Source organism: Agrobacterium sp. RC10-4-1, assembly GCF_014138475.1.
Taxonomy (GTDB): Bacteria; Pseudomonadota; Alphaproteobacteria; order Rhizobiales; family Rhizobiaceae; genus Agrobacterium; species Agrobacterium pusense.
The window spans coordinates 299,301-312,579 of sequence record NZ_JACJIT010000007.1 but is presented as its reverse complement, the minus strand read 5'-3'; the positions used below and the strand labels follow the sequence as shown (position 1 = coordinate 312,579).

The 13,279-nt window shown below is 57.5% G+C and carries 11 protein-coding genes; 8 read left to right on the top strand and 3 right to left on the bottom strand.

The window, feature by feature from the left end; genetic code table 11:
* Positions 1-13 precede the first annotated feature (13 nt).
* Together FHW77_RS20180 and FHW77_RS20175 are read left to right on the top strand one after the other, a co-directional pair.
* Complete coding sequence (locus FHW77_RS20180; RefSeq protein WP_004444228.1) at positions 14-808, top strand: ParA family protein; 795 nt, start codon at positions 14-16, stop codon at positions 806-808.
* 30 nt (positions 809-838) lie between these two features.
* On the top strand, positions 839-1,723 hold the full coding sequence (locus FHW77_RS20175; RefSeq protein WP_004444225.1) for a ParB/RepB/Spo0J family partition protein: 885 nt from the start codon (positions 839-841) through the stop codon (positions 1,721-1,723).
* A 59-nt stretch (positions 1,724-1,782) separates the two neighbouring features.
* Here the strand turns inward: FHW77_RS20175 and FHW77_RS20170 are convergent, their stop codons facing one another.
* Positions 1,783-1,983: a DUF1674 domain-containing protein gene (locus tag FHW77_RS20170; protein WP_004444223.1), complete on the bottom strand. Its 201-nt coding sequence runs from the start codon at positions 1,981-1,983 to the stop codon at positions 1,783-1,785.
* 131 nt (positions 1,984-2,114) lie between these two features.
* Here FHW77_RS20170 and htpX point away from each other — a divergent pair, with 131 nt between their 5' ends.
* The 4 genes from htpX to purH all read left to right on the top strand — a co-directional run bounded on the left by htpX (position 2,115) and on the right by purH (position 8,020).
* A complete protein-coding gene (gene htpX, locus FHW77_RS20165; RefSeq protein ID WP_004444222.1) occupies positions 2,115-3,080 on the top strand; it encodes a zinc metalloprotease HtpX in 966 nt (321 codons plus the stop codon).
* Positions 3,077-4,462, top strand: a complete 1,386-nt coding sequence (locus FHW77_RS20160) for an RsmB/NOP family class I SAM-dependent RNA methyltransferase (protein ID WP_004444221.1) — start codon at positions 3,077-3,079, stop codon at positions 4,460-4,462. Before htpX ends, FHW77_RS20160 begins: the two co-directional genes overlap by 4 nt.
* 125 nt (positions 4,463-4,587) lie before the next feature.
* Positions 4,588-6,255 (top strand): heparinase II/III family protein, encoded by a 1,668-nt coding sequence (locus FHW77_RS20155; RefSeq protein ID WP_034500007.1) that lies wholly within the window; start codon positions 4,588-4,590, stop codon positions 6,253-6,255.
* 148 nt (positions 6,256-6,403) lie between these two features.
* Positions 6,404-8,020: a bifunctional phosphoribosylaminoimidazolecarboxamide formyltransferase/IMP cyclohydrolase gene (purH, locus tag FHW77_RS20150; protein ID WP_004444216.1), complete on the top strand. Its 1,617-nt coding sequence runs from the start codon at positions 6,404-6,406 to the stop codon at positions 8,018-8,020.
* 84 nt (positions 8,021-8,104) lie between these two features.
* On the opposite strand, the gene FHW77_RS20145 is transcribed toward purH, so the two are convergent.
* A complete protein-coding gene (locus tag FHW77_RS20145) occupies positions 8,105-9,637 on the bottom strand; it encodes a UxaA family hydrolase (protein ID WP_004444214.1) in 1,533 nt (510 codons plus the stop codon).
* Between the two features lie 42 nt (positions 9,638-9,679).
* Complete coding sequence (locus tag FHW77_RS20140) at positions 9,680-10,372, bottom strand: FadR/GntR family transcriptional regulator (RefSeq protein WP_004444212.1); 693 nt, start codon at positions 10,370-10,372, stop codon at positions 9,680-9,682.
* 254 nt (positions 10,373-10,626) lie between these two features.
* On the opposite strand from FHW77_RS20140, the gene FHW77_RS20135 reads away from it, so the two are divergent.
* Both FHW77_RS20135 and FHW77_RS20130 read left to right on the top strand, forming a co-directional pair.
* Positions 10,627-12,192, top strand: coding sequence for a sugar ABC transporter ATP-binding protein (locus FHW77_RS20135; RefSeq protein ID WP_004444209.1), 1,566 nt, complete (start codon positions 10,627-10,629; stop codon positions 12,190-12,192).
* A gap of 8 nt (positions 12,193-12,200) precedes the next feature.
* Positions 12,201-13,223 carry an ABC transporter permease gene (locus FHW77_RS20130; protein WP_004444206.1) on the top strand — a complete coding sequence of 341 codons (1,023 nt, stop codon included), beginning with the start codon at positions 12,201-12,203 and terminating at the stop codon, positions 13,221-13,223.
* Positions 13,224-13,279: the final 56 nt, after the last annotated feature.

Here is a 13,279-nt window from a genome sequence, read left to right as displayed (position 1 = left end):
GGCCAGGTGCGGCATGACTTTGGAAAAAAACCGGATTATCGCAGTAGCAAACCAGAAGGGTGGGGTCGGCAAAACAACGACTGCTATCAATCTGGCCACAGCGCTGGCAGCCATCGGTGAGCGGGTATTGATAGTTGATCTGGACCCGCAGGGTAACGCCAGTACCGGGCTGGGGATTGACCGACGAGAGCGGAAGCTCTCCTCTTATGATCTCCTAATCGGTGATCACAATATTGCGGAAGTCGCTGTCCCAACCGCTGTTCCAAATCTCGATATTGTGCCATCGACGATGGATCTGCTTGGTTTCGAGATGCAAGTTGCTACCGTTGCCAATCGAGTCTTTCTTCTGCGTGAAGCGATGGAGACGACAGAGGCTAGAGGCTACTCCTATATACTTGTCGACTGCCCCCCGTCCTTCAACCTCCTGACGATGAACGCAATGACGGCCGCGCATTCCGTGCTGGTGCCATTGCAATGCGAGTTTTTTGCGCTGGAAGGCCTTAGCCAGTTGCTCGATACGGTCAGCCAGATAAGAGGGTCGGTCAATCCGCAGCTCGATATCCAAGGGATTGTTCTAACGATGTTCGATGCACGCAATAATCTGGCGCAACAGGTTGTCTCGGATGTCAGAACGCATCTCGGAGAAAAGGTTTACCATACGCTCATTCCGCGCAATGTTCGCGTTTCCGAGGCCCCATCTTATGGTAAGCCGGCAATTCTTTATGATTTGAAATGTGCTGGTAGTCAGGCCTATCTGCAGCTCGCATCGGAAGTGATCCAGAGAGAGCGTTTGCGTAAAGCCGCCTGACGTCTGCCGCAATCTACGGAGTGATATCCTATGAGTGATGATCTTTCCAAGCGCCGGCTGGGACGTGGTCTCGCGGCCTTGATCGGTGAAATGGACCAGCCTGTGCCCGTGGGTGAACCCCAGCGTACTGTCAGCGCTGATCGCACCATTCCGATAGAGTTCATTGCTCGTAGCCAACGGAACCCACGTCGTCATTTCGATGAAAATGAGCTGCAGGATTTGGCCGCGTCCATCCGGCAGCATGGCATTGTTCAGCCTGTGGTGGTACGGACGGTCGGAGTCAATCGATACGAGATTATTGCCGGTGAAAGGCGCTGGCGCGCTGCGCAGCTGGCCGGCTTCACCGACGTGCCTGTTATCGTTCGTGATGTGGATGATCGGACGGCGCTCGAGTTGGCCATCGTCGAGAACGTCCAGCGCTCAGACCTCAATCCGCTGGAAGAGGCGATGGGTTATGAGCAGCTGATCGCGGAACACGGTTACACTCAGAACGATCTCGGTGAGATTATCGGCAAGAGCCGAAGCCACGTCGCCAACAGCCTTCGGCTATTGAAACTTCCGGACCCGGTACGCGACATGCTCGCGGATGGTTCGCTTTCCGCAGGTCACGCGCGGGCGCTCGTTTCCACTTCCGATCCGGCGAATCTCGCACGCATGATCGTTTCCAAGGGCTTGTCGGTCCGTGATGCCGAGCGATTGGCTCAGAACGACATCAAATCGCAGGGCGAAGCTACGGAAAAGCGCCCTGCCGCGGAAAAAGATTCAGATACGGTCGCACTGGAGCGCAGTCTTTCTGATGCCCTCGGTCTTGACGTAAAGATTAACCACAAGGGGGGATCGGGGCAAATCCGTATCGCTTACCGGACGCTCGAGCAACTAGAGGCAGTGTGTCGCTTGTTGGAAAATAAACAATAAGTACTTGTTTTAATTGAAAAATACCCGCCGTTGGCGGGTATTATCGTTATGGCGACCGGCTAAAAATCTATTGCGCGGCCCTTTATTTCGTAGTCGCCGAAACGAACCGGTTCGGCGCCGCCGCGGCCACCGGTTTCCGGCGGTAACTGTAGATCTGCCTGTTGTTTGCGCCGTTCTTCTGCTTCTTTCAGGGCCCGCTCAGCCGCGGGCGATAGCCGCCTCCGCTGCTCCGCGCCGTTGTCGTTATCCGCATCCTGCATGAGAAACCCTCCCTATAACGGGATATTGAAATATGTTTGCCGTTTCCCAGATTATATACCCATAGGGATTTTTTAAACCCCGGAATAATCCGGCGATGAGAATTCCGGCCACGACAGGGAGATTTCAGCGGATGAACATGATGCGCACGGCAATGCTTCTGGCCTTCATGACGGCATTGTTCATGGGCGTCGGTTTTCTGATCGGGGGCAAGGGCGGCATGATGATTGCTCTCGTCATGGCTGCCGGCATGAATCTTTTTTCCTACTGGAATTCAGATAAGATGGTTCTCTCGGCCTATCATGCCCGGGAAATCGATGAGGCGAATGCGCCTGAGTTCTTCCACATGATCCGCGATCTCTCACATAATGCCGGCCTGCCCATGCCGAAAGTCTATATTTATGACAGCCCGCAGCCAAACGCCTTTGCGACGGGAAGGAACCCGCAAAACGCCGCTGTTGCTGCTTCAACGGGTCTGCTGGAGCGTTTGACGCCCGAGGAAGTGGCAGGTGTGATGGCACATGAACTGGCGCATGTGCAAAACCGGGATACGCTGACAATGACAATTACCGCTACGCTGGCGGGTGCGATTTCCATGCTCGGCAATTTCGCGTTCTTCTTTGGCGGCAATCGGGAAAACAATAATAACCCTCTCGGATTCATCGGCGTCCTGGTTGCGATGATCGTCGCACCGCTTGCCGCAATGCTGGTCCAGATGGCGATCAGCCGGACACGCGAATATTCCGCCGACCGGCGTGGCGCTGAAATCTGTGGCAATCCTCTCTGGCTTGCATCGGCGTTGCAAAAAATTTCCGGCATGGCGCAGCGTATCCACAATGACGACGCGGAGCGCAATCCCGCAACAGCGCATATGTTCATCATCAACCCGCTCTCGGGTGAACGTATGGACAATCTTTTCTCCACGCACCCGAATACGGAAAACCGGGTGGCGGCATTGCATGCGATGGCACAGGAGTTTTCCCCGCGAGGATCGACGCCGCCGCCATCGGGTGATAGACCTCAGCGCAAATCGGGTTCGGTTCCCAAGACAGGCTGGGGACGGGGCAATGAAAATGAGCGCAAGGGACCTTGGTCTTGACATCAGATATTCAAAATAAGCCGTCACGGTCCAAAAAACCGAGGTTGGCGCAAGGCAGGGGCCGTGAAGACGGCCCTTCGTCTTTCCAAGACAAACCCGGTCTTCCTGCGCGCATAGCTGCCGCCCGCATATTGGCCGCCGTTCTGGAAAAGAAAACCTCGCTGGACGGTATGCTGGACAGCGAAAATGGCAATTCCGTTTATCGTGCGCTGTCGCCCGCGGACAGAGCGCTGGTGAGAGCCATCGTCAATAGCGCGCTTCGTCACCTCCCTCGGATTGAAACGGCGCTGTCAATGCTGCTGGATGGCCCGTTGCCACAGGGTGCGCGGTCATTGCACCACATTCTCGTCGTTGGCGCAGCGCAGATGCTCTACCTTGATGTCCCGGATCACTCGGCCGTCGATCTCGCTGTCGAGCAGGCGCATCGTGATCCACGCAACCGGCGCTTCGTAAAGCTGGTCAACGCGGTTCTGCGACGGCTGGGTCGTGAGAAGGCCGAAATCGAAAAGGCCGTCGCCGGTGTGTCGGTCCTGCCGGACTGGTTCTACGCAAGGCTGGTTTCGGCCTATGGGCATGAGGTGGCGCAACGCATCTCTGACGCGCAGCTCACACCTTCTTCCATCGACCTCACCGTCAAGGCCGATCCTGCCCTCTGGGCTGAGAAGCTGGGCGGAACCGTCATGCCGAATGGCAGCGTGCGCCTGGGTGAATTTGAAGGCCAGATACCTTCTCTTGAAGGTTTTGCGGAAGGTGCCTGGTGGGTGCAGGATCTTGCGGCCAGCATGCCCGTGCGATTACTCGGAGATATCTCAGGCAAGCGTGTTGCCGATCTCTGCGCCGCTCCGGGCGGCAAGACGGCCCAGCTTGCACTTGCGGGTGCGAAAGTGACGGCGCTGGATCAGTCTGGCAATCGTCTTCGTCGCCTGAGGGAAAATCTCGACCGGCTTGGCCTTCAGGCTGAAACGGTTGAGGTCAATATGTTGAAGTATCAGCCGGAGCAGCTTTTTGACGCTGTTCTTCTCGACGCACCCTGCTCTTCAACCGGGACATTGCGCAAACATCCCGATGTTTGCTGGACGAAGGACGAGGCCGATATTGCCAAGCTGGCTGCCCTGCAGGGCCAGATGTTGCGGCACGCGCTGACGCTGGTTGCACCAGGCGGTATTGTGGTGTTTTCCAATTGCTCGCTCGATCCTTCCGAAGGTGAGGCGATGATTGCCGAAGTCCTGGCGGAAAATCCCGATGTAGAACGTCTCGCCGTCCACCGTGAGGATTGGCCGGGAATGGAAGCGGCGATCAACGCCGAGGGTGACTTTCGCACCACGCCCGACATGTTCGGGGGGGTCGATGGGTTTTTTAGCAGTGTCTTGCGTAAGAAGTAGAAAAAAGCCAAGCTTTCGCGAATCATTGGATAATTGTCGATAACGTTCCGGTCATCACGGTTCACTGATAAAAACAAAACATGTGAAACGGGAAACACAGCTTGTTAGGGTCCTTTGCAGGCAGCATGAATGCCGCCGGTCTTCTTTCGCGGATGGCGTATCGCCATCTGTGTGTCGGCCTCACGCCGCTACGTCTGCATGTTTCACGTTTTGCTAATCGTGCGCCGGAGGGGCTGGTTGCGGCACCGACGGATCTTCGGGCAATCGATCCCTATTTTGCCGAGGAGTTGCTGCGCGGCCGTATCGCGCTTGCCGGCCGTGTCATGGAAACCGGTGGCCACTCGCCTTTTCAGGTGGAATATCCTTCGCTTGTTTTTGAAGAGCGGCTGCATGCGTTTAGCTGGCTGCGCCACATCCGTTCCGACAGATCGAGCGAGGCATGCAGGAAGGCCCGCCGTATCGTCGCCGAGTGGATGGCCATCCATGGCAAAAAGCTTGCGGGGGTTGCGTGGGCTCCGGAAATCGCGGCGCAGAGATTGATCGCCTGGCTTTCCCACTCGCCCGTGGTCCTGTACGAAGCAGATGCGGGGTTTTATCGCCGGTTTCTGAAAAGCCTGGTCTTTCACGTGCGCTACCTCGAGAAAATCGTCAGGCACGCGCCGGATGGGGAGGTGAGACTGCGGATCAGGATCGCGCTTGCCATGGCTTCTATCGCCATGCCCACCCGGATGTCGCGGATCGCGCGGCACGGAATGAAGCTGGCTCAGGAAATGGAGCGGCAGATCCTGCCTGATGGCGGGCATGTCTCCCGCAATCCGCGCGTGATGCTGGATCTGCTGCTCGACCTTCTGCCCCTCCGACAAAGCTATATCAATCTCGGCCATGACCTGCCGTCCGGGCTGGTTCCTGCGATAGACCGCATGTTTCCGGCGATACGGTTTTTTCGGCACCAGGGCGGCGATCTCGCCTTGTTCAACGGCGCGACGGCCACGCTTGCCAATGAGCTTGTTTCGGTGCTCCGTTATGATGAGACAGCGGGCCGGCCTTCAAAGGTGTTGCCGGATGTGAATTATCACCGCCTTGCCGCGGGCGAGACGGTGGTTATCGTGGATACGGGCTATCCTGGCTCGGCCGAGCTTTCACGTAACGCGCATTCGGGCTGCCTCTCTTTCGAGATGTCATGCGGAAAAAACCGCTTCATCGTCAATTCCGGGTTTCCGCGAAACGCGGCGCCTGAATATCAACGGGCTAGCCGATCGACCGCTGCTCATTCCACCGTCACGCTCGCCGACACGTCTTCATGCAGACTGTCGCGATCCAGATTGCTCGGACCGATCATGGTTTCCGGTGTCAGCCAGGTCGATAGCCGGCGCGAAACGGGCGCAAACGGCAATGATGTCCTGTGGGCGGCGCATGACGGATATCTTCACAACTTCGGCTGTTATCACGAACGGGAGATGGAGCTGAATGCCGCTGGCACCAAGATAAAGGGTCGTGACCTGCTAAGGGCCGATCATAATGCCGCAAACGCGCAGACCCAGTCGGTCTCGGCGGTTTCGCGTTTCCACATCCACCCCCATATCCAGCTGCACCAGCGGGATGATGAGTCAATTTATCTTGAGGCCGCGGACGGAACCACCTGGCTGTTGACGGCACCGGGGTTGGAGCTTTTCGTGACCGAGGACGTGTTCATGGCCGATGCGTCCGGCATGCGGCCATCGCAGCAGATCGAGCTACCGTTCAATCTCGCCAACACGCGGGAGATTCGTTGGCTTATCGAGCGGCAGGCCTGAGCCTTTCCCCCTGGATTCGGCAAAAATACCCTAGTTTTTATCCTTCGACGTCCCCGCTGTTTATTCTTGCGGTAAGCTGTGTTAACGCGGCGGCAATCGCTGGAAAACCCGTTCCAGCCTGTCCTCCCCGTTTAACGGAGTATATTCGATGGCCGTCGTATCCAAAAAAATTCCCGCTCCCGACAAGGTCAAAATTCGCACGGCGCTGCTCTCCGTGTCCGACAAGACCGACATTATCGAGCTGGCGACAGTTCTGTCCAAACTCGGCGTCAAGCTGCTCTCGACGGGCGGAACGGCAAAGGCTATTGCCGATGCCGGTCTGCCGGTGACGGATGTCTCCGAGGTCACCAATTTTCCCGAGATCATGGATGGCCGCGTCAAGACCCTGCATCCCAACGTGCATGGTGGGCTTCTGGCAATCCGGGATGATGCCGAACATGTGGATGCGATGAAGGCTCACGGTATTGAGGCCATCGATCTTTCTGTCATCAATCTTTATCCGTTCGAGGACGTTCGCGCCAAGGGCGGCGATTATCCGACCACGGTGGAAAACATTGATATTGGTGGTCCGGCCATGATCCGGGCATCGGCGAAGAATCATGCCTATGTGACCGTGGTGACCGATCCGTCCGATTATCCTGATCTGGTTGAAGCCCTGCAGGCCGATGACGGACAGACAAGCTATGCGCTGCGCCAGCGCTTCGCCGCCAAGGCCTATGCCCGCACGGCTGCTTATGACGCAATGATTTCCAACTGGTTTGCCGAGGCGCTCGCTATCGAAACCCCTGACTACCGCGCCATTGGCGGCGTGCTGAAGGAAAAGATGCGTTATGGCGAAAACCCGCACCAGAGCGCCGGTTTTTATCTGACCGGAGAAAAGCGGCCTGGCGTGGCAACAGCGACGCTTCTTCAGGGCAAGCAACTGTCCTACAATAATATCAACGACACCGACGCCGCCTACGAACTGGTTGCGGAGTTCCTGCCGGAAAATGCGCCGGCCGTTGCAATCATCAAGCACGCCAATCCCTGTGGCGTCGCGACCGGTCCGACGCTTGCAGAAGCCTACCGGCGAGCGCTGGCATGCGATTCCGTCTCGGCCTTCGGCGGCGTCATCGCTCTCAACCGCACGCTTGATGCGGAAACGGCGGAAGAGATCGTCAAGCTTTTCACTGAAGTCATCATCGCACCTGATGTTACAGAAGAAGCAAAATCGATCATTGCCCGCAAACCTAACCTGCGACTTCTGGCAGCCGGCAGCCTGCCTGACCCGCGCGCGGCCGGCATTACCGCAAAGACGGTTTCGGGCGGCCTTCTGGTCCAAAGTCGCGATAATGGCATGGTCGAAGATCTGGATCTCAAGGTCGTCACCAAGCGCGCGCCGACGGCGCAGGAACTTGAAGACATGAAGTTTGCCTTCAAGATCGCCAAGCACGTGAAATCCAACGCCGTCATCTACGCCAAGGACGGCCAGACAGCGGGTATCGGCGCCGGCCAGATGAGCCGTGTCGACTCAGCCCGTATCGCGGCTCAGAAGGCCGAAGATGCCGCCAGGGCTCTCGGTCTGGCTGAACCGCTGACCCGTGGCTCTGCCGTCGCCTCGGAAGCCTTTTATCCCTTTGCCGATGGCCTGCTTGCGGCGATTGCCGCTGGCGCGACTGCCGTTATTCAGCCCGGCGGTTCCATGCGCGATCAGGAAGTGATCGACGCTGCCAATGAGCACGATGTTGCGATGGTCTTTACTGGCATGCGTCACTTCCGCCATTAAGCGCAATATGATCAGAAATGAACAAGGCCCGAAGAATCGCTCTTCGGGCCTTTTTTGTTTCACGTGGGACAGTGGCGTGAGGGCTCAGGTCACTGCGCCGACCTGCCAGGGCACGAATTCATTATCGCCATAGTCGTAGATCTCGCTGACAGTCTTGTTGCCGGAGGCCACCGCTATGATGTGTTCGAAAATTCTTTCGCCGGATTGTTCGATTGTTTCGTTCCCGGTAACGATCTCGCCGCAGTTCAAATCCATATCTTCCTTCATGTGTTCATACATTTCGGAATTTGTGGCGATCTTGATGCATGGTGCAGGCTTGAAGCCGGAAACCGAGCCGCGGCCGGTGGTGAAACAGATGACGTTACAGCCGCCAGCAACCTGCCCTGTCACGGCGACAGGGTCGTAACCGGGTGTGTCCATGAAGACGAAACCCTGCTCCGTTACTGTCTCCGCAAATTCGTACACCGCCTTCAACGGCATGGATCCGCCCTTAGCGACCGCGCCCAGCGATTTCTCCAGAATGGTTGTCAGGCCGCCAAGCTTGTTGCCGTGAGAGGGGTTGTTGTTGAGTTCATCGCCGTTACGAGCCGTGTAATCCCGCCACCAGTCGATACGCTGCAAAAGCTTTTCGGCGACGGCAGGGGTGATGGCGCGCTTGGTCAAAAGATGTTCGGCGCCGTAAATCTCCGGCGTTTCGGAGAGAACTGTGGTGCCGCCATTGCGGACGATGAGGTCGGAGGCATATCCGAGGGCCGGGTTGGCGGAAATGCCGGAGTATCCGTCGGAACCGCCGCATTCCAGCGCCACTTTCAGCTTTGAAAGAGGCTGTTCCGTACGGCGTGCGGCATTGACCATCGGCAGCATGGCCTTAATCTCGGCAATTGCCGCGTCGATCGTTTTGCGGGTGCCGCCATGCTGCTGGATTGTCATGGTGCGCAGCCGGTCGCCCTCCTCCATTTTGTAATGTTCGAGGATAGGCGCGATCTGGTTGGTCTCACAGCCCAAGCCGATCAACAGGATGCCACCAAAATTGGGATGGCGGGCATAGCCCTGAATGGTGCGGATCAGCAGACGGTAGCCTTCCGATTTTGTATTCAGCGCGCAGCCGCCGCCGTGGGTCAGCGCCACGACGCCATCGACGTTGTCGAAACCATCAAGGCCGCCCTGCTTGTTGAAATAATCGGCGATATAGCGCGACACCGTGGCGGAACAGTTCACAGAAGCGATGACGCCGATATAGTTTCTCGTTCCGACACCGCCGAGGCCACGGTCATATCCCATGAAGGTACGGCGCTCGGCTTCCGGCACCATGCCCTTCTCCTCAATGTCGACGCTGAACTGATGCGCGTGTTCGGAAGGCACCATGGCAAGATTGTGCAGGTGCACGTGCCGGCCAGGTTCGATGTCCTGGGTGGCGATGCCAATCACCTGCCCGTATTTCAGCACCTCATCTCCGGATCTGATGAATTTAAGGGCCACCTTGTGCCCGCGCCCAATCAACTCCAGCGCCGCCAGATCGCCCCTGCCCGTCGCGCCGCCCGCCGGGATGGACCGACGCGCCACCGCAACGTTGTCGTTGGCGTTCAGCAAAATGGTTGCCTCGGAATTCTCACTCACGGATGTTCCTCCTCCCGGTATATTGTCTGCTATGTTCCTGGGTCAGTTTTCGACCCAGCGTCTCTTAGAACCTTCCAGATGGGTATGCATGGCGGCCTGCGCCAACAGCGGGTCTTTCAGTTCAAGCGCGGCGAGAATGGCCTCGTGTTCCTGAAGAGCATGGGTCCAGGTATCGCGGTCTTCAAACTTCACGCGGAGCTGGGCCGAAATGGGGCTATGGCGCTCATCGAAAAGGTTGGCCACCATTCGGGCTAAAACGCTGTTACCGGATTGCTCGGCTATTGTGACGTGAAACAGCCGGTCCTGATCCAGCGGCTTGCGACCGGCCTCTATTTCCCTCTGCATGGTATTGAGTATCTGGCGCAGGGTCGCGATCGCTTCATCGGTCATCCGGCTTGCCGCCAGCACGATGGTGGCACCCTCCAATGCGGCGCGCGCCTGCATCAGTTCGGAGGGGCTGTCGCCAAGCGATTTGGTATGGTGGGTCGTCTGCAGCGCTTCCGCCGAAACATAGACGCCGGAACCCATACGAATTTCCACTGTGTTGTCGATTTCAAGCGCAATCAGAGCCTCGCGCAACGAAGGCCTCGATACACCGAGCTTCTGAGCCAGTTCCCGCTCAGCGGGAAGCCGCGTACCGGGCAGGAATTCACCCAGATCGATGAGTTCGCGTATCTGGTCCGCAATCTGCTGATAAAGCCTGCGCGGCTCCGCTATTTTGGCCTGACCACTCATGAGTTTTACGACAAGTCCTGTCCGAAGTTCATATTTGGCCTTACCGTAGCGCCAAGCGTATCAATACGCAAGAAATTACTTAAATACTTGAAATTACATGTTTTTTACCGAAGCAGTTTAGATATGAAATTTTCGCTATGAGTCCGGATTCGCAAATTGTCAGCTAATTGGCTTGACCATTTTAAAAAACCGGCCTAACCATTTGACCTGTTCATGACCCCGGTGGAGCGGGGATACGGGTGGGAGGTTTCCAGATGTCGCAGGGCGCATCGACAATTCGGGGCGAGTACTCGCCTGAGGAGATGGCGCGCGCGGAGCGTTCGGCCCTTCTGCGTCTCGAAAATATCAGCAAGGAATTCCCGGGCGTCAAAGCCTTGTCGAATGTGCATTTCGATCTGCGCAGCGGCGAGGTGCATGCTGTCTGTGGTGAGAACGGGGCGGGAAAATCGACGCTGATGAAAATCATCAGCGGTGTGTACCAGCCAAGTGATGGCACCATCCTGCACAAGGGCGTGAAGGTGCAATACGCCTCCCCGCTCGAGTCCGAAGCTGCCGGCATCGCCATCATCCACCAGGAACTCAATCTCGTTCCGCATCTTTCTGTCGCCGAAAACATCTATCTTGCGCGCGAACCGCGTCGCGGTTTCCTGGTTGACCGCAAGAAGCTACGCCTCGATGCCAAGCGCTGTCTCGACCGGCTGGGTGTCGATATCGATCCGGATCAGATCGTGCGCGGCCTCTCCGTCGCCCAATGCCAGATGGTGGAAATCGCCAAGGCGCTCTCTCTTGATGCTGAAGTGCTCATCATGGATGAGCCGACTTCTTCTCTGACTGAGCAGGAAACCCGCCTTCTCTTCAAGGTCATCAGAGACCTCAAGGCTTCCGGTGTCGGTATCGTCTATATTTCTCACCGTCTCGACGAAATGGCCGAGATCGTCGATCGTGTGACGGTCTTGCGCGACGGACGTTATATTTCGACCGACGACTTCGCCTCCATCACCGTTGATGACATCGTCACGCGTATGGTCGGGCGTCCGCTGGAGGATAAATTTCCCGAGCGCACGTCGCGCCCGACGGACGATATCATCTTCTCCGTCGATGGGCTGACCCGCAACGGCGTGTTCAGCGATGTCAGTTTTTCGCTTCGGCGCGGCGAAATCCTGGGTTTTGCCGGCCTTATGGGCGCAGGTCGAACGGAAGTCGCGCGGGCGATTTTTGGGGCGGACCCGCTCGATGCCGGCAAGATCACCTTCAATGGGCGCGAGCTTTCGATCAGCTCACCGCAGGATGCGATTGAAGAAGGCATCGCCTATCTCTCGGAAGACCGGAAAAGCGACGGCCTCGCCATCAAGATGTCGGTAGCGGCCAATACGACGCTCGCCAATCTCGGCGAACTTTCCAACCGTTTTGGGCTGATCGACTTCAGGAAACACGACGAGGTCACCAAGCGATACGTCGACCTCTTGAATATCCGCACGCCTTCCATCGAGCAGACGGTGCGCCTGCTATCGGGGGGGAATCAGCAAAAGATCATCATCGGCAAGTGGTTGTTCCGCCAATCCCGTATCCTGTTCTTCGATGAGCCTACACGTGGCATCGATGTCGGTGCGAAATTCGCGATCTACAAGATCATGGATGAGCTGGCCGCTCAGGGCATCGGTGTCATTCTCATCAGTTCGGAACTGCCGGAAATTCTGGGGCTGACGGACCGCATCGCGGTTTTCCACCAGGGCCGGATCACGGGCGTGCTCGAAACCGCCAAGACCAATCAGGAAGAAATCATGCGGTATGCGTCCGGTTACGGCCGGGCCGCGCAGTGAGGAACGACATGGCCAATATTGCAGAACCCAAAAAGGGCTTCGCTGTCAGCGATCGCCAGAAGGACATCATCCAGAAATTTGCCGCGCTCGGCAGCCTGTTCGCCCTTGTCGCGGTGTTCTCCGCCACCAGCAGCGCCTTTTTTACCGTCAATAACGGCATGACGATCGCGTTGCAGGTCACGTCCATCGCTCTGCTCGGCATTGGCGCCACCTGTGTCATCATCACCGGCGGCATCGACCTTTCCGTCGGTTCGGTGCTGGCTCTTGCAGGGGTCGTTGCCGCTCTTGCGGTGAAGGAACTCGGCATGCCGGTGCCGGTCGGCATGTTGCTCGGCATTCTGACGGGTTCGCTCTGCGGGCTGATCAACGGGCTGCTGGTCACGCGCTTCAAGCTGCCGCCCTTCATCGCCACGCTCGGCATGATGCTGATTGCCCGCGGTGTGGCATTGCAGATCACCGGTGCGCGCGCCGTGTCCGGCCTTGGCGAATCCTTCGGCGAACTTGGCAACGGCGCCCTTTTCCGCATCGTCAATATCGGTGATGACGGCTTTCCGAATGTCGTATTTCCAGGCATTCCCTACCCTGTCATCCTGATGGTGGTGATTGCGCTTGCGGTGTCCTTCATGCTCAACCGCTCGATCCTCGGCCGCCACATCTATGCCGTGGGTTCCAATGCAGACGCCGCACGTCTTTCCGGCGTCAACGTCGCCCGCGTCACCAACTTCACATACATCCTCTCCGGTACGCTTGCCGGGTTGACGGGCTGCGTTTTGATGTCGCGCCTCGTTACCGCCCAGCCTAACGAAGGTGTGATGTATGAGCTGGATGCCATTGCCAGCGCGGTTATCGGCGGCACATCGCTGATCGGCGGCGTGGGCACGATTTCAGGCACGGCCATCGGCGCCTTCGTCATCGGCATCCTGCGCAACGGTCTTAATATGAATGGCGTCTCTGCCTTCACGCAACAGATCATCATCGGCCTCGTCATTCTGGTCACCGTCTGGATAGACCAGTTGCGCAACCGCCGCTGATCAAAGGGCTGCGGACCCTTTCCGCAAAAAAGATCGGCAGGGGAGGCCCGGTATGC